Annotated in this window: 25 protein-coding genes; 3 read left to right on the forward strand and 22 right to left on the reverse strand. The window is 51.2% G+C overall.

Annotated elements, in window-relative coordinates; translation table 11 throughout:
- The first annotated feature begins 156 nt into the window (after nucleotides 1-156).
- Nucleotides 157-1,362 (forward strand): AI-2E family transporter, encoded by a 1,206-nt coding sequence (locus MKY59_RS24365; RefSeq protein ID WP_339274227.1) that lies wholly within the window; start codon nucleotides 157-159, stop codon nucleotides 1,360-1,362.
- On the opposite strand, the gene MKY59_RS24370 is transcribed toward MKY59_RS24365, so the two are convergent.
- The 15 genes from MKY59_RS24370 to MKY59_RS24440 all read right to left on the reverse strand — a co-directional run bounded on the left by MKY59_RS24370 (nucleotide 1,338) and on the right by MKY59_RS24440 (nucleotide 17,296).
- The gene (locus tag MKY59_RS24370; RefSeq protein WP_339274229.1) at nucleotides 1,338-3,152 is read right to left on the reverse strand and encodes a penicillin-binding transpeptidase domain-containing protein; all 1,815 of its coding nucleotides are present in this window, start codon (nucleotides 3,150-3,152) and stop codon (nucleotides 1,338-1,340) included. The two genes, MKY59_RS24365 and MKY59_RS24370, sit on opposite strands and share 25 nt — an antisense overlap.
- Before the next feature lie 123 nt (nucleotides 3,153-3,275).
- Nucleotides 3,276-5,552: a methyl-accepting chemotaxis protein gene (locus MKY59_RS24375; protein ID WP_339274231.1), complete on the reverse strand. Its 2,277-nt coding sequence runs from the start codon at nucleotides 5,550-5,552 to the stop codon at nucleotides 3,276-3,278.
- Between the two features lie 237 nt (nucleotides 5,553-5,789).
- Nucleotides 5,790-7,118: a U32 family peptidase gene (locus MKY59_RS24380; protein WP_236415480.1), complete on the reverse strand. Its 1,329-nt coding sequence runs from the start codon at nucleotides 7,116-7,118 to the stop codon at nucleotides 5,790-5,792.
- Nucleotides 7,119-7,135: 17 nt separating this feature from the next.
- A complete protein-coding gene (locus MKY59_RS24385; RefSeq protein WP_339274234.1) occupies nucleotides 7,136-8,065 on the reverse strand; it encodes a peptidase U32 family protein in 930 nt (309 codons plus the stop codon).
- 14 nt (nucleotides 8,066-8,079) lie between these two features.
- Complete coding sequence (mltG, locus tag MKY59_RS24390) at nucleotides 8,080-9,120, reverse strand: endolytic transglycosylase MltG (protein ID WP_339274236.1); 1,041 nt, start codon at nucleotides 9,118-9,120, stop codon at nucleotides 8,080-8,082.
- A 75-nt stretch (nucleotides 9,121-9,195) separates the two neighbouring features.
- On the reverse strand, nucleotides 9,196-9,510 hold the full coding sequence (locus MKY59_RS24395; protein WP_236415477.1) for a DUF1292 domain-containing protein: 315 nt from the start codon (nucleotides 9,508-9,510) through the stop codon (nucleotides 9,196-9,198).
- Nucleotides 9,511-9,810 (reverse strand): DUF1292 domain-containing protein, encoded by a 300-nt coding sequence (locus tag MKY59_RS24400; protein ID WP_236415476.1) that lies wholly within the window; start codon nucleotides 9,808-9,810, stop codon nucleotides 9,511-9,513.
- A gap of 12 nt (nucleotides 9,811-9,822) precedes the next feature.
- The gene (ruvX, locus tag MKY59_RS24405) at nucleotides 9,823-10,239 is read right to left on the reverse strand and encodes a Holliday junction resolvase RuvX (protein ID WP_236415475.1); all 417 of its coding nucleotides are present in this window, start codon (nucleotides 10,237-10,239) and stop codon (nucleotides 9,823-9,825) included.
- Nucleotides 10,240-10,363: 124 nt separating this feature from the next.
- The gene (locus MKY59_RS24410) at nucleotides 10,364-10,624 is read right to left on the reverse strand and encodes an IreB family regulatory phosphoprotein (protein ID WP_036616950.1); all 261 of its coding nucleotides are present in this window, start codon (nucleotides 10,622-10,624) and stop codon (nucleotides 10,364-10,366) included.
- A gap of 129 nt (nucleotides 10,625-10,753) precedes the next feature.
- Nucleotides 10,754-13,375, reverse strand: a complete 2,622-nt coding sequence (gene alaS, locus MKY59_RS24415) for an alanine--tRNA ligase (protein WP_339274239.1) — start codon at nucleotides 13,373-13,375, stop codon at nucleotides 10,754-10,756.
- Nucleotides 13,372-13,623, reverse strand: coding sequence for a hypothetical protein (locus tag MKY59_RS24420; protein WP_339274240.1), 252 nt, complete (start codon nucleotides 13,621-13,623; stop codon nucleotides 13,372-13,374). Before MKY59_RS24420 ends, alaS begins: the two co-directional genes overlap by 4 nt.
- Nucleotides 13,624-13,811: 188 nt before the next feature.
- Complete coding sequence (locus MKY59_RS24425) at nucleotides 13,812-14,879, reverse strand: AI-2E family transporter (RefSeq protein ID WP_236415472.1); 1,068 nt, start codon at nucleotides 14,877-14,879, stop codon at nucleotides 13,812-13,814.
- 360 nt (nucleotides 14,880-15,239) lie between these two features.
- Entirely contained in the window at nucleotides 15,240-15,449 is a 210-nt protein-coding gene (locus tag MKY59_RS24430) for a hypothetical protein (RefSeq protein ID WP_236415471.1), read from the reverse strand.
- A 10-nt stretch (nucleotides 15,450-15,459) separates the two neighbouring features.
- Nucleotides 15,460-15,981 (reverse strand): PRC-barrel domain-containing protein, encoded by a 522-nt coding sequence (locus tag MKY59_RS24435; protein ID WP_236415470.1) that lies wholly within the window; start codon nucleotides 15,979-15,981, stop codon nucleotides 15,460-15,462.
- 163 nt (nucleotides 15,982-16,144) lie between these two features.
- Complete coding sequence (locus tag MKY59_RS24440; protein ID WP_236415468.1) at nucleotides 16,145-17,296, reverse strand: cysteine desulfurase family protein; 1,152 nt, start codon at nucleotides 17,294-17,296, stop codon at nucleotides 16,145-16,147.
- A 114-nt stretch (nucleotides 17,297-17,410) separates the two neighbouring features.
- On the opposite strand from MKY59_RS24440, the gene MKY59_RS24445 reads away from it, so the two are divergent.
- Complete coding sequence (locus MKY59_RS24445) at nucleotides 17,411-17,785, forward strand: hypothetical protein (RefSeq protein ID WP_339274242.1); 375 nt, start codon at nucleotides 17,411-17,413, stop codon at nucleotides 17,783-17,785.
- A 286-nt stretch (nucleotides 17,786-18,071) separates the two neighbouring features.
- Here MKY59_RS24445 and MKY59_RS24450 read toward each other — a convergent pair whose 3' ends face one another.
- On the reverse strand, nucleotides 18,072-18,491 hold the full coding sequence (locus tag MKY59_RS24450) for an Rrf2 family transcriptional regulator (RefSeq protein ID WP_236415465.1): 420 nt from the start codon (nucleotides 18,489-18,491) through the stop codon (nucleotides 18,072-18,074).
- Between the two features lie 325 nt (nucleotides 18,492-18,816).
- On the opposite strand from MKY59_RS24450, the gene mnmA reads away from it, so the two are divergent.
- On the forward strand, nucleotides 18,817-19,947 hold the full coding sequence (gene mnmA / locus MKY59_RS24455) for a tRNA 2-thiouridine(34) synthase MnmA (protein WP_290371445.1): 1,131 nt from the start codon (nucleotides 18,817-18,819) through the stop codon (nucleotides 19,945-19,947).
- Nucleotides 19,948-20,086: 139 nt separating this feature from the next.
- Here the strand turns inward: mnmA and crcB (MKY59_RS24460) are convergent, their stop codons facing one another.
- The 6 genes from crcB (MKY59_RS24460) to MKY59_RS24485 form a co-directional block, all read right to left on the reverse strand.
- Nucleotides 20,087-20,446, reverse strand: a complete 360-nt coding sequence (gene crcB, locus MKY59_RS24460) for a fluoride efflux transporter CrcB (protein WP_339274245.1) — start codon at nucleotides 20,444-20,446, stop codon at nucleotides 20,087-20,089.
- The gene (gene crcB, locus MKY59_RS24465) at nucleotides 20,443-20,844 is read right to left on the reverse strand and encodes a fluoride efflux transporter CrcB (RefSeq protein WP_236415462.1); all 402 of its coding nucleotides are present in this window, start codon (nucleotides 20,842-20,844) and stop codon (nucleotides 20,443-20,445) included. The genes crcB (MKY59_RS24460) and crcB (MKY59_RS24465) overlap by 4 nt, the downstream gene beginning before the upstream one ends.
- Nucleotides 20,845-20,982: 138 nt before the next feature.
- On the reverse strand, nucleotides 20,983-21,966 hold the full coding sequence (locus MKY59_RS24470; protein WP_236415461.1) for an alpha-ketoacid dehydrogenase subunit beta: 984 nt from the start codon (nucleotides 21,964-21,966) through the stop codon (nucleotides 20,983-20,985).
- 21 nt (nucleotides 21,967-21,987) lie between these two features.
- Nucleotides 21,988-22,998, reverse strand: coding sequence for a thiamine pyrophosphate-dependent dehydrogenase E1 component subunit alpha (locus MKY59_RS24475; protein WP_339274247.1), 1,011 nt, complete (start codon nucleotides 22,996-22,998; stop codon nucleotides 21,988-21,990).
- Nucleotides 22,999-23,363: 365 nt separating this feature from the next.
- Nucleotides 23,364-24,668: a replication-associated recombination protein A gene (locus MKY59_RS24480; protein ID WP_236415825.1), complete on the reverse strand. Its 1,305-nt coding sequence runs from the start codon at nucleotides 24,666-24,668 to the stop codon at nucleotides 23,364-23,366.
- A gap of 14 nt (nucleotides 24,669-24,682) precedes the next feature.
- The gene (locus MKY59_RS24485) at nucleotides 24,683-25,567 is read right to left on the reverse strand and encodes a LysR family transcriptional regulator (RefSeq protein WP_339278469.1); all 885 of its coding nucleotides are present in this window, start codon (nucleotides 25,565-25,567) and stop codon (nucleotides 24,683-24,685) included.
- Between the last annotated feature and the right edge of the window lie 24 nt (nucleotides 25,568-25,591).

The following is a 25,591-nucleotide window of genomic DNA, read 5'->3' on the forward strand; positions in this document are numbered from 1 at the left end:
CCCCGCTTCTAATGCTGAATTGCCTAAATGATGACTATGAAAAGTAAACCACCTTTAATTTTATCACAGTTCACACTTTTCTTGAATGCCGATTTCCAAAAACAAGGCTATCGTGTACAATAAATGGATTAACGACATGACAAAGGAGTAAAGCCCATGCTTCCGTTGTACCGAAAATATGGACGAACCGTGTTTGACATCGCACTTCTGATATTGACAGTGTATTTTATCATGTACGGTTTTAGTCGATTATATCAGCTCGCCGCACCGGTATTCCTTTCCTTTCTTGTACATTGGATGATCGAACCCTTGGCGAGGTTCTTGCACCGGAAGGGATTGCCCAAAGCTGCCGGTTCTGCTATTTCGGTATTGTTATTTTTGGCCCTGATTGTGGCTGCCTTTTTTGGGATCGGGTTGATTATCGTGTCGCAAATTGCCAATCTGCAAGGCAGCTTCCCTACGTACATCGCGATGCTTCAAAAAGAATTTACCAGCCTTGTCATCTGGACGCAGGATACGTCTGATGCGTTGCCCGACGGGATCATGGAAAAAATCAACGATTACTTTGCTACGCTGACAGGCCTTCTCTCGGGTTGGGTCACGAACGGTGCACAGTACATTATCGGATTTTTGACGTCATTTTCCACGTTTATCACCAATTTTGGAATTGCGATCATTTTGGCCTTTTTCCTTAGCATCGAGATTGAATCCTGGCGCAATTTTGCGCGAACCAAGACGCCAAAAACGTTAAAGAATGCCGCGGATTTCATGCGGAACCACGTCTTCAAAACGATTCGTGCTTACCTGAAGGCACAGGTCGTCATGATGCTGATCACCTTTGTGATTATTTACGTTGGACTGCTCATTCTGGGAACGAACAACGCATTCACCATTGCAGCTATATGCGCGGTCGTCGATCTTGTGCCTCTGCTCGGCGTGCCCGTTGTGTTCATTCCCTGGATTGCCTATCTTTTCGTAGTGGGGGACAGTTCGCTAGCCATAGGGTTAATCGTATTGCTGGCCGTGACGATGCTGACACGCCAACTGCTGGAGCCCAAAATATCCGGAAATTCCATCGGGGTATCTTCCGCGTATTTGATGCTTTCCTTCATGCTGATCTCGCTCTCGATTTTCGGCATAGCCGGGGTGGTCCTGTCTCCGGTGCTGTTGATCCTGCTCAAAGAGCTGCTGCAGCAGGGCTACCTTCAACGATGGATTCACCTGCCTAAAGACGAGTTCGATTCGTCCCCTCTTGTCATGGACACCCCTGTTCACGAGAGCGGAACCAGAGCCGGGACTGAGGGTGACCCAGCCGAGTTCTCCGCAGCGTCCCAAGCTCATGAAGAGGATTCGGACAAATAATCCATCACTTGACGGAACAAATCCGTCGCTTGATGGCGACCACCTGGCTTCACATGCTGAACCAATACGGCAACGGCATAACGCGGTTGCTCCACAGGCCCATAGCCGATAAACCATTGATGATTCAACTTCTCGCCCTTCCGAACAACCTGAGCGGTGCCCGACTTCCCTGCAACATGCCATCTGGCGCGCTGCAGGGATTTTCCCGTTCCATCGCTGACTACCTTGCCCATCCATGTAAGCAGGCGATGCGTCGTCGACGGGGAGATGCGCCCGAAGCGGGACGGCGACGTTTGCAGGGGCATGTCCAGCATGGTTCCTCCATCGGCATAACGAATGCGCTGGACCAGTCGCGGGGCTCTCACTTCGCCTTCATGCAGCAATGTCACGACCAGGTTGGCCGCTTGGAGCGGGGTAACCCGAGTGTCTCGCTGCCCGATTGCCGTTTGTGCCCTAGCCCCCTCATCATCCGCGACAACCGTCGGCAGACTGACCCTGCCCGCATCTTCGTGGTCAAAATGGCGCAAGAGCGGCATGCCTGCCATTTGCTTGTGTTCCCACCCAACTGTTCGGGCCAAACCAAGCTCATCCGCAGTGCGTTCAAGCTGTTTCATCGTGAGTCGTTCGGACGTCTCGGCAAAAACGATGTTGCAGGACCGGGCAAACCCTTGCTCCAGATTGAGCGTACCATGCCCGTGTTCTTTCCAGCAGGAAAGGCCATATTTCCCCCAATCGCCTTCGCAATGGAATTTCTCTTTGCCCGATACGGCATGGGTTTCAAGCGCTGCCGCCGCCGTCACGATTTTGAAGATGGAACCGGGCGCAGCCTCCTTTACGGCACGATTGGCCCAGAAAGATTGCCCAGGATCGACGTGGGCAGCATTATAGAACGGCATGGACACCATGGCGCGTACATCGGCGTTCGCCGCATCCAATACAACAACAGCCCCCTCTTTCATGCCGGAGCGCTCGGCCATCTGCTCCAGTTTATGCTGCATTTCTACATCGATGGTCGTTTCGACTTTTAACGGATAATGGCCGTTATGGGGTGCAATCACGCGAGGAGCGAGTTCTGGAATGGCTTCCCCCGCTCCATTCACCATTCTGGTCAACAACGTGGGACCGACCCCCATCAACAACGGCTCCAACGTCCGTTCCAGTCCGGCTGCACCTCGTTTTAAAGCAAAAGGCTGCCTGATCTCATCCCGGTGATCTTGCAGCTTTCCAGCCTCGTTTGGCAGTTCAGCCAAATAGCCGAGCCACTGCATGCCTGAACGTTGTAATCCTTCGTAACGCGTCATCATCGGATAAACCTCGGCGTTGGCCGGTTTCAATTGGCGAATGCGCAATATTTGCCGCTCATTTAACGGGGCGGGAGCATTTTTGCCTGCCGTCCAGAAATGGGGAGCATATCCTTGCTCCCATTCGCTTAAGATTTGTTCAGGGGCGGTATGCAAAATATTCGCCAACTTCACTGCGGCGAGATGGTTTGCCGAAGCAGCAGCCTTCTTTCCCGACGGGTTGGGGGATGGAAAAAGCACAAGCCCCCAATGCATATTTCCCGTGATCGGCCTGCCTTGGAAATCCGTGAAATGCCCCCTTCCCGAATCGAGCATAACCCCGCGCTCCCGCTGCAATACGGACATTTCCCGCAGCGTATGTTGAAAGCCCGGTACGACCCGATTGGCCTGTATCGTTTGAATCCACCCGAGCCGGAGCACAAGCAATGCGATCAACCCCGTCAACATCATGCATCCGATCCAAATTCTCCGCTGCCGTTCCATAATCATCCCCTGCCTCTTGCTCATCATTTGGGATAGTATCCATCATCCAAACTGGGATTATTCGGAAAAGAAAAAAACCGTTCCGGATGATGCCGGAACGGCGTGAAATGAAATGGTTAACAGCTCACATTAGACTGTAAACCGGGACAACGTATCTTTAAGTTCGGCGGAGACGTTCTCCAGCTTCTCGGACAGTTTCACCAGTTGGTTGCTGATGTTTTGCTGCTCGCTGCTCAGTGAAGCAACCTCTTCGGACGTCGCCGAAGATTGTTCTGCCACTGCGCTTACGTTGCTCATCGCTTCGGACAACGTCGTTTGAGCTTCATTCAAATCCTCGATGGAATCCGTCACGGAATCCAGACGTTCAACGAAAGCACCCATTTGCTGCTGAACCGAGTCAAAAATGACGTTGGTGTCTTTAACGGCATCCATTTGCTCTTTGAACAAAGGATACGCGGCAGACAGTGCTTCCACCGTTGCATTCATCTCGTTCATAATGTTGTCGGCAATCTCGCCGACCATGTCGATGGATTTTCTGGATTGCTCCGCAAGCTGGCGAACCTCGTCCGCCACAACCATGAATCCTCTGCCTGCCGCTCCGGCTCGGGCGGCCTCAATGGTCGCATTCAAGGACAAAATATTCGTTTGCTTCGTAATGTTTTGCAGTACTTCAAGCACTTTGAGCACGGACGACGTGCTATCTTTAAGGGAATCGACCTTTTTGACGAGTGCGCCAATCATTTCTTCGGTCTTCTGCGTTTTGGTCATGAGCTGATTCAAATGCCGCGTTCCCTGCTCGCTGGACTGTTCAACATGGCGAGCGGATTGCCCCATCTGTTCGTTAGCCGATATCACGCTGGCCATCTGGGTCGAAATGTTATCGGTCAATTCATTGCCACGCTCGGCTTCAGTAGCCAAACTGCTCGCTCCGCCGGCAATCTCCTCCGTGGCGACAGCAATTTCCGAAGCGGAAATCGCCGTTTTCTTCGAAGCGCTGCTCAATTCGGTAGCGGTATCCAATACCTCGCGGGCCGAACGGTTGGTTTGCTCGACGAGATTGGTAATCTGCTCCATCATGAGGTTGAAGGCGGACGACAATTGGCCGATTTCATCACGCGAAGTGAATGGTGTTCGCACTCTCAGATTTCCCTTCGCTCCTTCTTGCATCAAATCCTTTAATTTGGCGAGCGGACGGGCAATCATGCGTACCATCCACATGCCGATCAAAACCGCAATGGCTGCGTCAACCAAAGCCATCCACAGCGTCGTCGTCAGAATGCCTTTGGCGTCTTTGACCAGCATGGACGTTGGCACCATGCCGATCAGTTTCCAACCCGAGGTGTCCATCGTGCTGTACACAACGAGCATTTCCGTGGATTTTCCGTCAAGCGTATAAGAAGCATTAACGCTTCCGGTATTTTCGGTCAGGTCCTTCACAAAGGATAATTCGGTTTCCTTTCCAGTTCGGTCGGAAATGCTGGATGCCACCACTTTGTTGTCGGGAGCAATCAGCTGCAGAATGGCCCCTTCACCCAGGTTGAGCGATTTAAGCTGCTCTTCGAGCACTTCCAGCTTCAGCTCGATGATGAGTACATAAGACAAACTGGAGCCCTGCAGGTTTTTCATGGAACGGGCGATGCGGAACGTTGGTGTGCCTCCGTCTTCCGGAACTTCCGTTGGAAGCCAGCGATATCCGCCGGATTCGGTAATCTCGGCATACCAAGGTTCATTGCGGATATTGGCCACGCTGGAACTGTTGCCGCCCGTGCCCATCGTCGATTTCGTTTCATCCGTCGGCACCAGATAAATCGCTTCCATGGATTTGTTTGTAAATGCAACGTTGGACAACTGTTTATTGATGGAGCTTGAATTGATGAAACTATCGTAGGCCGACAAATTTTTATCGCCCATTTTTTGCAGCAAACTTTGCATTTCCGGATCAAAGAAAATCTGCGTGGACGTATCCACGAACCGCTCCAGAATGATATCCATTTTCTCCTTGGTCTGATCGATCGTTTCCTGATTTGCCCGTGAAGCGTTTTCTTCAATCGTGCCCTTTGCCTTGGAATAGGACAATAGGCCCAAGCTTACCACAAAGACCATAATGGCCGTGAAAAAGACCAAAAACAGCTTCACGCCCACCGATTTGATCGGGTTTGCTTTTTTGATCTGGGAAAACGTCGTCCCCCCCACCTGTTTCCATTCGATCTTGTTCAAGCGAAGCTTGCCCAAGCCTGATTTAAGAGGCTTTTCGTTCGGGCTTTGTCCATCACCCGTTGCCTTGCCTTTGAACAGCTTCACCTTCTTGAATATATTTTCTTTGGGTGTCTTTGTGTTCTTCTCCCTCTTCTCCTGTACCGATTTACCTAATTGTTCCCCGCTGTCTTTCTGCTTCTTTTGGACCAATCCCATTCACCTGCCAGTTTTTACTTGTTGTATTTTTTCTCTCCCCTATAATGTTTATTTATTCGACAACTTTCCCCTTTCCCCTCTCCTTTTGTAAAATTTCTTTACAACTTTTTTCCTATTTTTCTATAAAAAAAAGACCCCCGTTTGCCGATATACGGAGGTCTTTTCAGCGCAATTTATAACACAATGTTGTTATTTTATAACATTATTTTGTTTATTCATAGGAAATACAGCCTATTTCTTTTTTCTCATCATGTCAAAATAGGATACAGGCTGATCCACCTTCATTTTGACAGGCTGCAGCGGGTGGCGTGCCGCATCGAGAACATTGCCCTCTTCGTCGCGAAGCTCACCGACCACCTGTTTGAAAAACGTGCCCCCTGGACCGAAAAATTCGATTTCTTGCCCAGGTTTGAAATGATTGCGCTGCTGAATGGTTGCGATGCCCGTAGCGGCGTCGTAATCCAAAACCAGTCCGGCAAAATCATAAGGCACCGCTTTTTCTTCCGGCTCATAGATATGATCCTCATGATCCGGCGTATCATAGAAAAAGCCGGTATTCAGCGGACGATTGGCTGCCTTGTTTATTTCTTCGACCCACTCCGGCTTCAGCACGTAGTTTTCCGGATCAGCCATATAGGCGTCAATCGCTTGCCGATATACGTTAACGACCGTCGCCACATAGTGGATCGATTTCATGCGTCCTTCAATTTTGAAGCTGTCGACGCCGACATCGATCAACTCGGGAATATGCCCGATCATGCACAAATCCTTCGACCCCATCGAGAATGCATTATCATTTTCCTGGAAGAGCGGCAGTTGATTTTCACCCAGCTTAAATGGCGCAGGCGATTTCATCTGCATCTCCTCTTCGCTAACCCATACCGCGTCTTCGCGCGCATCCTCGAACAGGTCATATTTCCAGCGGCAAGACTGGCAGCATCCGCCCCGGTTGGAATCGCGATCCGTAAAGTGGTTGGACAATACGCAGCGTCCCGAATATGAAGAACACATCGCTCCATGGATGAATGCCTCAATCTCGATATCCACGTTGGCTTTGATTTCTTCGATTTCCTCAAAGCTGGTTTCCCGCCCAAGGACGACACGCGGCAATCCTTCCTCTTTCCAAAACTTCACCGCCTGCCAATTCAGCGTCGACTGCTGGGTGCTCAAATGCACCTCCAGGCCCGGAACCGCCCGCTGAGCCACTTCGATAATGGCCGGATCGGCCACGATGACGGCAGCAATGCCCGCGTTGTACAGGTTTTGCAGGTACTCCTCGATGCCCTCGATATCTTCGTTATGCGCATAGATGTTAGTCGCCACAAATACCTTCGCACCGTATTTGTTAGCGAACTCCACGCCTTCGCGCATTTCCTCGAAGCTGAAATTGTCGGCGTTGGAGCGCAGACCGTAGGCCTGACCGCCGATGTATACCGCATCCGCGCCGTAGTGGATGGCGAATTTCAATTTTTCCAAATTCCCTGCCGGAGCGAGCAGCTCCGGTTTGTCCAGGCGGTTCCGTTTGCCTGAAAATTTGCGTTTGACCGCCACTGCTTCCATAACGTTCACCTCTTTCATTAATACACCTGTTCCTTATAGAAAAAGCCAAAAGACAACTCCCGCTCGGGGTCCTGCAGCTCACGCACCCGCTCCAGCCATTCATCCCGATATTCATAACCTTCAGGATCAGCCTGATAGCTGTCGATTGCCGCACGATAGGCACGTACGACCGCTTCATTATAAGCGAGAGGTTTGAGGATGCCTTCGATTTTGAAACTATGCACCCCCGCCTCCATCAGCAGATGCAAATCCTCCAAAATGCAGATATCTTCCGAACTCATGATATGTGTACCGTTCAGATCTTCATAAATCGGGAATTTCTCATCGCGGCGCTCTGCCTCAATCAGGAAAAGGCCTCTTTCTTTGCCCAAATCCCCTTCCACAGGACGGCCTTGGTGAGCCATGTAGCTCTGTACCAGGCTGCGCTTCGAATGATAAATATTCGTCATGCCGTGAACCTGCACTTGGGCTTCCACCTGCAAATAAGGCATCATCTCGGTGATTTCATCCATGTTCAGCTCGCGTGCCAAGACGACACGGCTAGCCCCTTTGCTTCCCCAATAGTTGGAGGTCGCATAGTTTGTGGAAGTCATTTCGGCGTTCCAATGCAGCTTGATGTGCGGAGCAAGCTCGCGCACGGCGCGGAGCACGGACGGATCGTTAAACTCCACCGCATGAATGCCGATTTGCCCCAGAGCCTGCACATATTCGGGAATTTCCTTCAAAAGCTCGTTCGACATCAGGTTGTTCATGGATACAACCACACGGGCATTGTGTTTGGCGGCGATGTGAACCACCTCTGCCGTTTCCTCGAGGTTGAAGCTCCCCGCAAGGCGCATCCCGAACCGATCGTCTCCGATGAGCAGGGCATCCGCCCCGGCCTGAAGAAGAGCCTCCGCTTCCTTTACATTGGCTGCCGTGACAAGCAGCTCATGTCTGTTACTCATTTCCATCCCTCCGCTTATTGCGCAGCCTTACTTTTGGCTATATTTTGCTGATGTTCCTTGTACGTTCTGGCAAACAGATGCTCCGAGGAGCCGTCTTTCTTGGTCACATAGAACAAGTAGTCCGAAGCTTGCGGTTCCAGTGCCGCCTTAATGGACGCCAAGCTTGGGCTCGCAATCGGTCCCGGCGGCAGTCCTTTGTTCAGGTACGTATTATAAGGACTCTGAACTTTCAGATCGGCAAAGAGCAGCCTTGCCTTCGGTTTGTCCAACAAATATTGCACCGTCGCATCGATCTCCAGCTTCATGTCCCGGTTGATCCGGTTATAGATCACGCCGGCCACAAGCGCACGTTCCTTGTCCACTACAACTTCCCGTTCAACGAGCGAGGCAACGGTCAACAGTTCATGCAGAGACAAGTCCCGCTCCTTCAGCTTCGCTTCCAGATCGGGAATCGTCTGCAGTCGGGTCTCCAGCTCTTCCATCATGCGCTGCATGACGTCATGGGTGGAGCTATCCTTTTTCACCTCATACGTTTCGGGAAAAAGATATCCTTCCAACACGTAACGCAGTTCTTCGTCCACAGGAGCACCCTTGATGAGGTCCAGGTCGAATGCGGACGGCTCATTGGCCAATGTAATGAATTCTTCCCGGTTCACGATGCCCTCCTCGGACAGCTTGTCCGCCATTTGCAGTATCGTGTAACCCTCGGGAATGGTGAATTTCACCATTTCCGAGGGCACAACATCACCGCTGCTGAGCTTGCTAATAATTTCATCAAAGGTCACGCCGGGATTCATCGCGTACGTGCCTGCCATGAAATTTGAACCCTGGTTCTTCCATTTCAAATAGGCTTTAAATGCAAGCGAGCTCCGGATCAACCCCTCCCGCTGCAGTTGGTCCGCAATGGCCGAAGTTCCCGAACCGCTCTTAATCTCCAGCGTGATCGGCGTTTCCGAAGCCTTGACTGGGCGTGTCAAACTCCAGGCATATGTGCCGGCCCCTCCCGCGGCAATGATGATCATAAGCAGAATGACTATAATCGCTTTTCCTTTCAAAAAAGACACAACTCCTCTACACAACCAAAAAGAGCGGACTGCTCCGCCCTTTCGGTTTCTACAATTTGAAGCTGATCAATCTTCATCAATCGGAAGTGTGCATTCATCATACAGCTCCGAAATGTTCTCCCACTCGTCATCGTCGTCAATGGTAACCAGTTCAGGCATGACCTGGCCTTCTTTGGCAGGCAAAACCCGCAAGAGCTCTACCTCGTCGTATGGCCGCAGTGAACTGCGAAGCACCGCATATTGCTGACCCTTCACCTCAAATTCAGCCAGCAAGTCATACGGATGCGATTTACCGTTCTCTTCTTCAAGTTCAACGTGGGCACCATAAGCCAAACGCAGCGAATCTGTCCATTTTAGGTCTTTGCGGCTGTACTCTGTCATTTAGTTCGCTTCCTCTTCATCTTCTGCAAGAAATGTATTAAAGGTTTCCTCAACGATTTCCCATTCGGCATCGTCCTGGATCACGAAAAGTTTAATGTCGTCTCCCTCTTCTTCGTAACGGAATGCATAGACATCCGTTTCGCCATCTTCGGGTTCAACCGGAGCAACCATCATGTACTTGGCCTCCGAACCGTCCACCTCAAATTTCATGATGACTTCGAATTCCTCTTCATTACCCTCATCATCCGCGATGTAAATAATCTCCGATTCTTCTTCCATACCCAGTCGATCTTCAGCCATTGTTGATCCCCCTCACCTTGTACTGTTTGCATCCAAATAGTTTTGCAAAATCAAGCTGGCAGCCATCTTATCTACAACCTGCTTGCGTTTTTTGCGACTGACATCCGCTTCGAGCAGCGTTCGTTCTGCTGCCATCGTTGTCAGCCGTTCATCCCAAAGGTGAACGGGTAAATTCAATTCGCCACGCAGGCGCTCGGCAAACGCCATGCAAAGTTCGCCACGCGGCCCTACGGTGCCGTTCATGTTTTTGGGGAGCCCTACGACGATTTCACCAATCTCGTGCTCACGCACAAGCTCGGCAATTCGACCAAACTCGCCTTCATCACGGCGGCGTTCAAGCACTTCCAATCCCTGGGCAGTCCAACCGAAGGCGTCACTGACGGCAACTCCGATTCTTCGGTCCCCATAATCCAAACCTAGTATTTTCATCGATGCTCTCCCATCCTCAAGCCTGCTTAGGGGAAAACGCCTTCCCTTCTCAAGCTCCAGGCTGTCTTCTGTCGGTTATGCTCTTCCTGCCTGCTTGGATGCAATGCAGAAAGAGCGATATCCTTTACCGGTGATTGGCCAGATAAGAACGAACAAGCTCTTCAATGAGCTCATCGCGCTCTTTTTTTCGGACCAGACTGCGCGCATTATTGTGACGAGGGATGTAGGCGGGGTCACCCGAAATGAGGTACCCGACGATCTGGTTGATCGGATTGTACTCCTTATCCACCAGGGCATCATACACCGTGAGCAGAATCTCTTTGGAGGAAGCTTCCTGCTCATCACCCTTCACGTTGAATTTAACCGTCTTATCCATGGAGTCCATTGATGACACCTCACTTCTGCATGAACATGGGGACCATGTTCTGCCGAATTGATTACTGCTTCTATAATAACATATTCTGACTCCTACAAGTAAATAAAGGACCCGACAAATATGTTTTTTGCTTGTCTGTTATTTGCTAACGAGCGAAACAGCCAATTTGAGCGCTTCATCCAGCTTGGATGCATCCTTACCTCCGGCTTGCGCCATGTCCGGACGGCCGCCGCCGCCGCCGCCGCATACCGCGGCAACTTCCTTGACGATTTTTCCTGCATGCAGGCCTTGTTTCACTTGCTCGGCCGGCACGGCAACAACGAAATTGACTTTGCCGTCTACAGCCGCACCCAGTACTAACACAGCTTCAGGCAGCTTCACTTTCAACTCGTCCGCAATCGTACGCAGTGCATCCATGCTTGGTGCATCAACGCGGGCGGCGAGCACTTGCGTATTGCCTGCTTGAACGACCTGATCCGTCAATTGGCCGGCTTCCATGGCACTCAGCTTGCCTTGCAGCGATTCGTTCTCTCTTGCCGCTTCTTTCAATTGGTGATTCAAGCCCTCGATGCGTTTAGGGACGTCAGCTACATTGGCTTTAAGCAAAGCTGCCGACTGTTTGAGCAGATCCAACTGGCTCTCCATATACATATATGCGCCACGGCCCGTAACGGCTTCGATCCGGCGCACGCCTGATCCGATTCCGCTTTCGCTCACCAGTTTGAACAAACCGATCTCCGACGTATTGTTTACGTGGCAGCCGCCGCAAAGTTCCAAGCTGTAGTCTCCGATCTGAACGACGCGAACGATATCTCCGTATTTTTCGCCGAACAAGGCCATTGCACCCATCGCTTTGGCTTCATCGATCGGTTTCAGCTCGATGTCCACGTTCAGATGATTCCAGATTTGCTCATTCACCTGGCGTTCGATTTCCGTCAATTCTTCTGCCGTAATGCTGCCGAAATGAGAGAAGTCGAAGCGCAGGCGCTGCGGTTCAACAAGGGATCCAGCCTGGTTGACATGGGAGCCCAGCACATCTTTGAGCGCTTTGTGCAACAAATGGGTTGCCGTATGGTTTTTGATGATATCACCGCGTTTGGAAGCATCCACTTCCGCCTTGATGACATCGCCTACGCGAAGTTCGCCGGCTTCCACGTTCACGACGTGCACATGCTGCCCCAGCGGTGCTTTGAACAACCCTTGGACTTTCGCGGTAAAGTTTGCTCCGCGCAGCAGTCCCTGGTCGCTGACCTGGCCGCCGCTCTCTGCATAGAACGGGGTTTTGTCCAAGATGACTTGGCAGATCTGTCCTTCGCTTGCCGAATCGACAAGCGCATCGCCTGCAACGATGGCAAGCACTTTCGATTCCGTCAACAGCTCAGTATACCCAACAAATTCGCTTTTAACCTCCAGGTCGGCAAGTGCGCCGCCTTGTACCTTCATGCTCTCGCTTTCCTGGCGCCCTGCGCGCGCGCGGTCGCGCTGTTCCTGCATGGAGGCGTCAAAACCTTCGCGGTCCACGGTCATGCCGTGTTCCAGCGCATAATCCTCGGTGAGGTCAAACGGGAAACCGTACGTATCGTACAGCTTGAACGCTTCCGGACCACTGATGACGGTGCGTCCCTCCGCTTTGGCTGTGCTGCTGATGTCAGCCAGGATCGCCAGCCCGTCGCTGAGCGTTTCATGGAAACGTTCTTCTTCCGTTTTGATCACTTTGGCGATGAATTCCTGCTTGTCGACCACTTCCGGATAGTATACGCCCATCACTTCGCCTACCGTTGTTGTAAGTTCATACAGGAACGGGCGGTCCAGGCCGATCACTTTGCCGTAACGTACCGCGCGGCGCAGCAGACGGCGAATGACGTAACCGCGGCCTTCATTGCTTGGCAGAACTCCGTCACCCACGGCAAAAGCAACGGTGCGGATATGGTCGGCAATGACTTTCAGCGCAACGTCCGTTTCGACGCTGTCATTGTACTTCACGCCGGCGAGCGCAGCCGTTCTTTGGATCATCGGCTGGAACAGGTCGGTATCGAAGTTGGAATCCACGTTTTGCAGAATGGACGCAAAGCGCTCCAGGCCTGCACCGGTATCGATGTTTTTGTTCGGAAGCGGCGTATAGCTGCCATCCTTGTTGTGGTTGAACTGGGAGAACACGAGGTTCCACACTTCCAGGTAACGTTCGTTTTCCCCGCCCGGGTACATTTCGGGATCGTTCATGTCGCTGCCGTAAGCTTCGCCGCGATCATAGAAAATTTCGGTACATGGTCCGCACGGGCCTTCGCCGATATCCCAGAAGTTGTCCTCCAGCTTGATGATGCGCTCGGCAGGAATGCCGATTTTTTCGTTCCACAGTTTGAATGCTTCTTCGTCTTCGGGATATACCGTCACGGACAGGCGCTCCGGATCGAAACCGATCCACTCCTTGCTTGTCAGGAATTCCCATGCCCATGTGATGGTCTCTTCCTTGAAATAGTCTCCGATCGAGAAGTTGCCCAGCATTTCGAAAAACGTATGGTGACGGCGAGTTTTGCCGACGTTTTCGATATCGTTGGTACGGATGCATTTCTGGGAATTCGCGAGGCGCGGGTTCTCCGGTTTCTCGCGGCCGTCAAAATACGGCTTGAGCGGTGCCATACCTGCATTGATCCACAGCAGGGAAGGATCGTTGTGCGGCACGAGCGAGGCGCTCGGCTCGATTTTGTGACCTTTGCTTGCAAAAAACTCTATCCATTTGGACCGGATTTCACTGGCTTTCATACTGGCTGCCCCCATTTGAAAAAGATATGTTGGTCCGGTGCGGAATCGCCCGGTTTGTTCCGATACAACAACAAAAAACGCCCCTGAGTATTCAGGGACGATGTTATCGCGGTACCACCCTGGTTATTGCCTGCGTTCAATCCATCCGTAACGGAGGGAACGTGCAAGCAATCGCCTTGTTGACGCGAGTAACGGTCGCTCCCGGCAGGGTTGTCCTGCACTCCGAAATCAGCTTTCCGCCGCTTCAACTTTCAAGACCCTTCCAGCCATCAGCAGCAGAATAACCCTGCTACCGAAGGGGTCTCTTCTCTGAGAAAGGAACGCCCGGCGTACTTCATTTCATCATCGATTTCATTATACAAACATACTTTTTTCATTATATCGGCAACGTCAATGCCTGTCAAATGAAGGCAGCAGCCGTCCATCACAGCTTGTATCAGTCCGTTCTTCGCTTAATATAGTATGCGAAAAAATGCTGGACAATGACTTTTAACACCGCAAATACAGGGACGGCCAAAATTAGGCCGAAGATGCCCGCAATTTCCCCGCCGACAAGCAGGGCAAAAATAATCGAAAGCGGATGCAGATGAAGCGTTCGCCCAACCACCTGCGGAGAGATAATGTTGCTTTCCAGCACCTGGCACAGCATGTTCACGACGACAACCAGCATCATCATTTTAAACGATACCGTCGATGCCATCACCACAGCCGGGGCCGCGCCAAGGAAGGGACCAAGATAAGGCACGATGTTGAACACCGCCACAATGCTCGCCAGCAGCAGGGCATAAGGCATATCAATGATGATATATCCGATATACGCGAAAATGCCTACGATCACACAGACGATGAACTGGCCGCGAATGTAGTTGCCAAGCGCAGCATCGATTTCTTTCATGACCGTAACGATTGCTTTTCTCCGGGAACGCGGAAGATAAGCCACGACGGTCCGTTCAAACACCTCAAAATCTTTGAGCATGTAAAAAATGAGGAACGGCACGATAAAAATGTTGAACAACACGTTAATCGTCGCCCCGATATTGTCCATCAACACCGTAATTCCTTGGCTAAGCCGATCCTCCATTTGATAAAACCAGCTGTTCATGCCTGAACGAACGCTCGGCGGCATCAGTTTGTTGTCCATGTTATTCATCAGACTCTGGGCGCGCATCGACAATTCGGGCATGTGTTCGTTCAGTTCCTCCAACTGCTCCATCAGCACCGGGATCACGTTAACCAGGATGACTCCGATACAAGTCAGGAAAAACGCATAGATCAACAGTACCGCGATGGAACGCGGCACTTTGCGCCCGCCCAGCATGCTGACGATCGGGTTAAGCACATACGAAATGATGAGCGCAATGACAAACGGCGCCAGCACGGTTTTCAGAAATCCATATATATGCAGCAGCAATGGCCGCAGCAGCCAGATAAAATACAAAATGATCAAGCCAAGCAGCAGCCAGATGGCATAACGGAACAGCTTGTTTTTGGTTAATTGCTCCACAGTGCCTCACTCCTCTTTGGACTGGCTCTGAAAGTCAGTATATGTAGGAGCAGGAGTATTTATTAATTGTTTCAGTTTTTGGGAAGCTGCCTTTGGCCGAAAGATCTTCTGCCATCTCGAAGCAGGTCCGATAGCGCGCTGCGTTTTTGGGAGAACATGAAAAAGACGCCTCCTTTACTATAAAGGAGACGTAACCGATGCATCTTGCACTTCGCCTCTGCATACGATAAAGTAATGCGATACGCGAGTACAAGCCTTTCGATCGAATGCATATCGTAATGTAACCCTTGCAGGCTGCACCTTGGTGCCCGGCGCCTGACATTGTCACAAAACCGCATGTAAACGAAGTTTTGTTTGCAATTAAGAAGAAGCGTGCAAATGGGGAAAATCCTGCGGCAGCTCTTCGCCAAAAAACAAATCGTCCAGCGAGCTAAGCGTACCGTCCTCCTCCACTTGATATACGGACATCTTGTCGCCGTTGACGTTCAATTCAATAAAGCATCCCCAGCAATAAAACTGATGGGAGCCGATTTTACCGATATCTTTGGAACTACAGTTTGGACATTTCATATTCATTCACCTATCCGTTCACAGAATGAATGGCATTTTCCAAGCGCTGTTCACTCAGCGGGGGCACCATTACAGCACTCTCTCCAATGGACATATCACTTGTACATGGCAGCCATTTGCGGCCTTCGATCAAGTCGGACACAAAACCGTCCGTAATTTCGATCCCTTTTATTGTATTTCCCAACTCCTGGTCAAAATAAACATCAGAGACGCGTCCAAGCAGCAAACCGTCGCCGGTCAACACCGACATCTCTTTTAATTTGGACTGACCGAGGAGGTACGTATGTTTTATGTTGTCGGCTCCCGTCTTGCGGACAGCCTGTTGATTACGGATCATGACGGCATCTTCGCCGTAGGCAACGATATCTTGCCACTGCACGATTTTGACATGACTGGTAAACAGGCCTTTGCTTTCAAGTTCAATGCCTTCAATTTTCCAATCGTCGCTCACAATGAAATCCTGGATTTTCCCGACCTGTTTTCCGCCTTCCACATCAAAAACGGCAAGACCGATCATTTCCTGAAGCTTCATCGCAGTGTCCTCCTCATCATCTTATCGTGAAACAGACGCGGCATCATTGAATTTAGGTATTCCCCGAATGAACGAAAAACCATTCACCGTCGCCCCAGACCGCTCCATTCAACCGATAAATTGGAACTCCTCCCCTCCTTCTGTTCCGCAGATAAAGAGACCCTCAAAGTCTATTACGAAGTCGCAAAAGAATGGTTCCAATTTTTTCGCCCGTTTTTATCATTTCTTCCGTAGTATTACCCAACCCCCAGCTAAAACGAATCGCGGAGTGCAATAAAGCTTCCGGAAGGTTCATCGCTTTGAGTACATGGGACACTTCAAGCGACCCCGAGGTGCATGCCGACCCACTCGCCACCGCAATGCCTTCCATGTCCAGGTTCATGAGCATCGTTTCTGTCGACACTTCCGGGAAGCTGACGTTAAGGATATGCGGAAGTGTATAATCGGGGTGGCCGTTCACATGAAAATGCTCGGCGCCAACATGCTTCTCCAACTGTTCCAACAACAGGGAGCGTAAAAGAAGATCATGCTCATAGCGTTTTTCTGCCTGCGACACGGCTATTTTGAGCGCTTCGGCAAAACCGGCAATACCCGCCATATTTTCGGTTCCCGCACGCCGCTGACGTTCCTGCAGCCCTCCATGCGCCCTTGCTTCCAGCATCGTGCCCCTGCGCACGTACAGCGCACCGACGCCCTGCGGACCGTTAATTTTGTGCGCGGACAAGCTGATCATGTCGACAGGCATGTCTTTGCAGGAAATATGCTGCGTCCCCAGCGCCTGTACCGCATCCGTGTGAAACAGAATGCCGCGTTCGCGGGCAAGTTCACCGATCTCCCGAATCGGCTGGAGCGTGCCGACTTCATTATTAGCGTACATGATCGTGATCAGCACGGTATCCGGACGAATGGCCTGCCGCAATTCCTCCATGCGGATTCTTCCATGCTCGTCCACGCCCAAATAAGTCACGTCATAACCTTGGCGCTCCAGTTCCTCGCAAGTATGCAGCACCGCGTGGTGTTCGACGGCCGACGTAATGATATGCCGCCCTTTGTCTTTCCGGGCCGCGACTGCGCCGAAGATCGCCAAATTATCGCTTTCCGTGCCTCCGCTGGTAAATACCAATTCGTCAGGGAAACAGCCAAGCAAGGCAGCGATGGCATCCCTGGCTCCATTGACGGTTCGTTTCGCTTCTCGACCGAAGGCATGGATGCTTGAGGCATTGCCGAATTGCCCGGTCATGATATCCATCATCGTTTGTGCGACCTGTGGATGCACAGGCGTGGATGCAGCATGGTCCAAATAAATTCTATTCATGTTAATCTTTCACCTCGTAATCGCTATAATGGAATTGGAAATCAAATCGAATGTTTTTGTAATGCAACTTCAAGTATAATGGAATCACTACATTTGATAAGGAGGAAGAGTGTTATGAGCGATGCCGTACTTGAACAAATTTTGGTCCAGCTGCAGCAGATGAACAAACGTTTTGATCATATAGATCAGCGTTTGGACAACATGGATGGACATCTGGATGGCATGAATGGGCGCCTGGATAGCATGGATGGTCGTTTCGATCATATTGAAGGCAGATTGGATACCATCGAACAGCAGACCAAAGATATTCCGCTGCTCAAGCAAGCGGTGCTGGAAACCCTTGAAATCACCAAACGCCTGGAAGAAAACCAGGCAAGCTTCGAACGCAAGGTTACGGCCGAATTGAATACCCATCAACACAGCATTGATATTTTGAATCGCCGCCAGCTGCGAATGGAGGCTGACATCGAAACCCTCAAAAATCGCTAGTCCAATAGCCGGGCTTAAAATTCCAGGCCGAGATTTGCGTTTTTCATACATAGACCGTTAACAGCCATTGTTGCATATGTTGTTAGTATTTCGACTTAGCTCAACCAACAAGCCTTATAAAAATGCCATTTGCACGCGAAAGCCCCCAAATTGGGGGCTTTAATGTTTTTTCCGTGTGTGCGTGTCGCAGCCTCGATCAAAATGTTAATCATTTAACTGAAAGTTTGGCCACAGTAATGAAGCCAAACCCTTGCATCAAGGATTTATTAAATCCCATACCTGAAAATTAAATGTAAAACATGTAGCTGTCCTTCTGCTCCTGGTCCTGATACGAGATCAGGTCTTGCAGCGTCGTCGAATCCAGCACCTCGGCAATGCTGTCGCGGATACGCAGCCACAGGTCCCGCTTGGCCGGATCGTCTTCCTCGGTGAAGTCCACCGGGGAGATCGGGCCTTCCAACACACGAATGACGTCACCTGCAGTCACGCTGGCCGGATCGCCGGCCAGAATATAGCCGCCGTACGCTCCGCGAATGCTTTTAACAAGTCCTGCATTGCGCAGGGGAGCGATCAATTGCTCCAAATAATGCTCCGAGAGCTGATTGCGCTCCGCAATGCTCTTCAGGGAAGTCGGGCCTTCGCCGGTTCTGGCAGCCAGCTCCATCATGATGGTAAGGCCATAACGGCCTTTTGTCGATATTTTCAAAGGAGTCACCTCTTTCAATTTTCAGAAAACCTGTTTAGTGTTTGTTCGCTCAGCACATGTGGCCATGATTTCCCGTCACTGATTCGCCACAGCGGGATATGAAAAAACGGCCCATGTTCCTTAAACCTCCGTATTCCGATCATAACCCTCGCCTAATGTTAACATAACTGCATGCCCAAAGGAAACATGGATGGCAATTAATCTGTGCGCCTGGAGTGGACAGTATCCAAAGTTCCCCGGGTGTATCGTAAGTTGGGTCCGGTTATGCTAGAATAAGAAAAGCGTCTACCGACGCGGTTCAACACATTTATATATAGAAGTGGTGATGACGATGTCCAAAACAAAAGAAAATACACGGGTCGTCGTTGGCATGTCCGGAGGTGTCGACTCTTCCGTAACCGCACTGCTGCTGAAAGAGCAAGGTTACGATGTCATCGGCATTTTCATGAAAAACTGGGACGATACGGACGAATTCGGCCATTGTACCGCTGAAGAAGATTCAGAGGACGTGCGCCGGGTGTGCGAGCAGATCGGCATTCCCTACTACACTGTCAACTTCGAGAAAGAGTATTTCGATAAAGTATTTACCTATTTCCTCGATGAATATAAGTCCGGCCGGACTCCGAATCCGGATGTCATGTGCAACCGCGAAATCAAATTCGGCGAATTCCTGAACAAGGCTCTTGATCTTGGCGCAGATTACGTCGCTACCGGCCACTATGCGCGCCTTGTTGAAGAGAATGGCGCTTACAAGCTGCTTCGCGGTGTGGACAGCAACAAGGATCAGACCTATTTCCTGAACGCGCTGAACCAAAATCAGTTGTCCAAAGCCATGTTCCCGATCGGTCATCTGCCGAAGCCGGAGGTTCGCAAAATCGCTGAGGCCGCCGGGCTGTATACCGCTAAGAAAAAGGACAGCACTGGTGTCTGCTTCATTGGCGAACGCAACTTTAAAGAATTCCTGAGCAACTACCTGCCTGCCAAAGGCGGGGACATGATCGATATCGTGACCGGCGAAGTCAAAGGTCGCCATGACGGACTGATGTATTATACGCTGGGTCAGCGCCAAGGTCTTGGCATCGGCGGATCGGGCAATGGGGAACCATGGTTCGTTGCCGATAAAGATCTGGAACGCAACCAGCTGCTGGTTGTGCAGGGCGATTCTCATGCAAGTCTTTATTCCACGGGATTGACCGCAACCGGCGTGAATTGGATTGCCGGTTCAGAGCACATTCCGAGCGGGTCTTTCCGTTGTACGGCGAAGTTCCGTTACCGTCAACCAGACCAAGGCGTTACGCTCACCTGGAATGCGGACGGAAGCGTGGACGTGCAATTCGACCAACAACAAAAAGCCATTACGCCTGGACAGGCGGTCGTGTTCTATGATGGCGACGTCTGCCTTGGAGGCGGAACAATCGACCAGGTGCAAAAAGTGCCTGTGCCGGCTTTGGGCTGATCAGTCCACGAATTCCATACCTGTATGTATGGAGCTTTCTACACAAGCATAAAAGCCAATAAAAGCCATCCCTATCATGTATACCATGGAGGATGGCTTTTTTCCTTCTTTTCCCTGCAAAAAAATCCGAATACCCGGTTTATGCAGTGATCCACGTGCCGCAAAATGAGGCCAACATGCCCACGATGACCGAACTGACGACGTAAAGGGCTGCTCTACCATACCGTTTCCGGCTTATTAGACCCATGGTCTCATAACCAAATGTGGAGAAGGTCGTGTATGCACCGCAAAATCCTGTACCTACGATGACCCACAGCATATCGGAAATGGCTGCAGACGCGTGCCAGCCATAAAGCATTCCAAGCAGCAGCGAACCGCTGATGTTGATCAGCCATGTTCCCCATGGAAACGACGTGCCTAACCGGGCAGACACCCATCGTCCCAGCGAGTACCGCAGGATCGAACCCATCATGCCTGCTGCACCGATCCAGATGATCATGCCTGCGCACCGCCCCTTCCATCCCTTCTCAACATTTGCTCTCCCCAGCGGATACCGACCGAGCAAAGCAAGAGCCCTGCCGCGATGCTAGTGAATACATACGCAGCCGCACTTATCCAATGTCCGCCTTCCGCCAATCGCACCATATCGAGCGCAAAGGTTGAAAAGGTCGTGAACGCGCCGGTAAACCCCGTGCCGATGGCCAGGCGCAGCTCAGCAGAAATTTTGTGAGGTACGGCTACCGTGAAAAACCACCCCAGAAACAGGCTGCCCACTGCGTTGATCAGCAGCACCCCCCAAGGGAACCCCCCATTGTCCTGCGGTATCCACAGCTGGACGCCGTAACGGGTCAACGTGCCCGCAATGCCGCCAAGCCCAACATAAACAAGTTCCTTCATGACGCAAGACATCTCCAGACGTTATACTTTTTCCTTCTCCCTAATGATAGTGGATTATCGAGATTTAAACCATGGGGTCCCGCAGGTACAAGGGAAAAGGCGGTCGGAAGCTGAATTTCTCACGCTGGCAAATGCGGATCAAAATAACGCCAGGTTCTTCATGGCCTCTTTTACTTTATCTTTATTCAACAGGAAGTATTTTTCTCCCGGCGCATGGAACGTCGTGGCTGGAGTATCCGGGCCGCACAGCCGCATGATGGGTGCGTCCAAATCGAAAAGCAGTTCTTCGGCAATGATGGCCGATACCTCTGCCCCAATACCTCCTGTTTTGTTGTCTTCATGAACAATCAGCACCTTTCCCGTTTTCCGGACAGCCTCCAATATCCCTTCTTTATCTAAAGGTTGGAGTGTTCGTAAATCGAGCACATGTGCAGAAATCCCTTCTTCTTCAAGTTCTTCTGCAGCATGTTCTATAAACATAAGCGGCATGCTGTAACTTATTACAGTTATATCGGTCCCCTCGCGAAGCACATTGGATTTGCCGATGGGTACCGTATAGTCGTCTTCCGGCACTTCACCCTTCACCAGCATGAAGCATTTCTTGTGCTCGAAGTACAGTACGGGATCGGGATCTCTGACTGCGGCTTTCAGCAAACCTTTTGCATCGTAAGGTCTATAAGGGGCTACGATTTTAAGGCCCGGGGTTCCGAAAAACACCGATTCTGCACATTGGGAATGATAGAGTCCACCGAAGACTCCGGCTCCGATGGGAGCACGAATCACAAGCGGACAACTCCAATCATTGTTGGAACGATAGCGGATTTTGGCTGCTTCGCTGATAATCTGGTTCGTTGCCGGAAACATGAAATCGGAATACTGCATTTCGGCGATCGGCTTCATTCCATACATGGCAGCACCGATCGCTACCCCGGCAATCGCCGATTCGGCAAGCGGCGTGTCCAAAACTCGTTCTTCGCCAAACATGTCGATCAGCCCTTTTGTCGTTGTATAGACTCCCCCCTTGACTCCGACATCTTCGCCCAATACAAAAACGTTCTCATCCCTCGCCAATTCTTCCTGCATCCCAAGGCGGATCGCCGATACATAATTCATGATTGCCATTGACCCTACTCCCCCTCTAATTCATTCTGCATATACATGGTCCAACGAAGACTCCGGCGTTGGCAACGGGGCCTTATCCGCATAGTTTATCGCATCATCGATTTGTTTTTTGAGCTGAGATTGCAGTTCTTCCTCATGAGCGGCACTCCATATTCCGCAATCGATCAAATATTGTTGGTACTTGGGAATTCCGTCCTTAGCCCGGTTCTCCTCTACTTCGTCCTTCGTCCTGTACAATAAATCATTATCGGCAGTGGAGTGCGGCGAAAGTCGGTATAACATGGCTTCAATGAGCGTTGGCCCTTCCCCGCGAATCGCTCTCTCCCGAGCTTCCTTTACGGCTTTGTAAACCTCAAATACGTTGTTCCCATCCACTCGTACACCTGCAATCCCATAGCCTCGCGCACGGTCAACAACCCGTCCACCAAGCTGCTTATGGATCGGCACGGAAATCGCATACTGATTATTCTCACACATCAAAATGACCGGAAGTTTGTGAACCCCCGCAAAATTGCAGCCTTCGTGAAAATCTCCTTGATTGCTGGATCCTTCCCCAAAGGTTACAAAACTCACTAACTTCTCATTTTTCATTTTTGCCGCCAGCGCTATGCCAACGGCATGGGGCACTTGCGTAGTAACCGGACTGGAACCAGTTACGATCCGAAGCTTTTTATATCCAAAGTGGCCAGGCATTTGACGGCCTCCGCTATTGGGGTCTTCCGCTTTGGCAAATACGGACAGCATCAATTCTTTGATGCTCATGCCTAGCGCTAGGACGAGGCCATAATCGCGATAGTAAGGGAGGAAGTAATCCGTCGACTTGTTGAGGGCATATGCAGCAGCGACCTGTGCCACTTCTTGTCCAATGCCTGAAACATGAAAATTAATTTTACCTGCGCGCTGAAGCAGCAAATTGCGTTCATCAAATTTCCGTGCCATTACCATCGTTTTATACATGTCAATAGCCTCTTCATCGGTCAATCCCAGTGAATGATGAAGAACACGTTCTCCCGCTATGCCAGTTTCGCTCATGAAAGTGCCCCCCTAAAGTCGGATTCAAGTTCTATTACATCAATTTACTATATTACTATCTCAATTCAATCAAATCAATAATTTGGAATTACAAGAATACTCTAACTATTTTGGGGTCAGATCAAGCCTGCTGTTAAAAATCCTCTAACCTGATCAGCGAATCATCATTATACTTCGAAACCGACGATGTTAATCCACAGCTCTTTCTAGCTTATTATGCAACTATGAAATAAAGCAGCACGAGCTTTGCAGAAAAAGAAAAAAGCCGCCTTCAGAGAATACTGAAAGCAGCTTATCGTGCACAAACCACATATTACATTCTACTCATTCCTTAAGGTAACCAGACACGTAGACATTCATATCCGTTACCCTCTCCGACGCTGCTGGTTGAGGCGAATCTTGGATTCGTTCCCCTGCTCGGTCGCCTCATAGAAAATGCGTCGCGACAGCTGTTTCGGCAAATACTCCTGCTTCACGTAATGTCCCGGATAGTTGTGTGGGTATAGATACCCTTCGTGCCCAAGCTTGGCCGCTCCCGCGTAATGGGTATCACGAAGATGCAGCGGCACCTCCGCCGACTTCACTTCCTCGATCGCTTCCATCGCTTTGGAAATGGCCGTATACACGGCATTCGATTTCGGACTTTCCACCGCAAACAGGATCGCCTGCGCAATGTTGAGTTTGGCCTCCGGCCAGCCGTTGTTGCGATACGCGTCCAGCGCGCCGATGGCCTGCGTCATGGCCTGCGGATTGGCAAGGCCGATATCCTCGCTGCTCGCCGCGATCAAACGGCGAATAAACACCATCGGGTCCATGCCCAGCTTTTCCACCGCGTACAGAAACCAGAACAGGGCGGCATCGCTGGAACCGCGAATGCTTTTGTGAAACGCCGACAACACGTCGTATTGCGTCGACTCGTCCGCGCGCACGATGGGACGGCGAATGGATTCTTCCGCAACCGCGAGCGTAATATGGATGGAACCGTCCGTTTCCGGCGGCGTGGTCAGTGCGGCCAGTTCCAGGGCATTCAGCGCGCGCCGAATGTCCCCGTTGGCCATCGTCGCGATATGCGATAGCGCCTCTTCGTCCGCCTTCAGCTCCATGAAACCGAGGCCCTTGTCCGCATCTTGCAGGGCACGACGCATGGCAATCAGCGAGTGCTCCTTGTTCAGCGGCTCCAGTTGAAACAGCGTTGAGCGGCTCATCAAGGCCCCGTTCACGTAATGAAACGGATTCTCCGTCGTCGCCCCGATAAAAATAATGGTGCCCTGTTCCACCGCAGGCAGCAGCGCATCCTGCCGCGAGCTGTTGAAGCGGTGCACCTCGTCCAGAAACAGAATCGTTTTGGTGCCGTACAGCTGCTTGTTCGTCTGGGCTTGCTCGATCACTTCACGTACGTCCTTCACGGACGCATCCACCGCGTTCAGCCGAACGAAATTGCCCTGCGTGTGCTTGGATATGATATGCGCCAACGTGGTTTTGCCGCATCCTGGAGGACCATACAGCAGTATGGATGAAATCTGGTCGGCCTCGATGGCGCGGCGAAGCAGCTTGCCCGGCCCGATGATATGCTCTTGCCCGATATATTCTTCAAGCTTCTCCGGACGCATCCGATCGGCTAGCAGTCTCGCCTTCGGCTCCGCATCCTGTTGAAACGAAAACAAATCCATCATTATTCACTTCCTTAACTGATTGGCCTGCTCTCTATCATACCATATTCCTGCGCGATCAAATCGATAAACGCCCGCATGGCGCTGCTGATGAACGCATCCTTGCGCGTAATGAAATACGTCGTCATATGATCCTTTCCTGCAGGGAGCGAATGCTTGCGAAGCATGCCGCCGGCAATCTGCTGCCGCACGACAATCTCGGGCAGGAGGGAAATCCCCATACCTGAAGCCACTCCGCTAATAATGGCCTCCAACGTGCCGAACTCCATGATCGCTGGGCGGTGAACACCACTTTCCCTCAGCCAGTTTTCCAATATTTCGCGATAGGAGCACCCGCGGCTATAGACCAGAATCGGCTTGGCGTACAACTCTTCCTGATCGGCATTCATGCCGGACGATACGATAAACACTCGCTCGTTAAATACCGGAATCGCGCGCAAATCGGGATGATCGCAAGCACAGCCGATGAACGCCCCCTCCAGTTCGTAGCCAACGACCTGATCGATCAATACCTGAGAGTTGCCGGTCGTCAGAGACAACGATACTTGCGGATGGCTCTTGTAATACAGCGAAAAAAGCTCGGGTAAACGCACCGCAGCCGCAGTCTGCGTCGAACCGATGCGCAGCGGTCCGGACGGCGTCCCGGTGGCTTGAAGCGCCTTCGTTGCTTCTTCAAGCAACCCTACGACTTTGTCCGCGTAAGTCAATAGAAGCTCCCCGGCCGGAGACAGCGTCATGCCCCGGTTATGCCGAATAAAGAGAGACGTTCCCAATTCGTTCTCCAAATGCCGGATTCTTGCGGTCACATTGGACTGAACATACCCTAACCTTGCCGCTGCCCTGGTCACGTTTCCCTCCTGTGCAACGCATTGAAATATGCGCAAATCTCCGCTTTCCATGGCAACCTCCCCTTCCGATACTAC

The organism is Paenibacillus sp. FSL W8-0426 (assembly GCF_037969725.1).
Classification (GTDB): domain Bacteria; phylum Bacillota; class Bacilli; order Paenibacillales; family Paenibacillaceae; genus Paenibacillus; species Paenibacillus hubeiensis.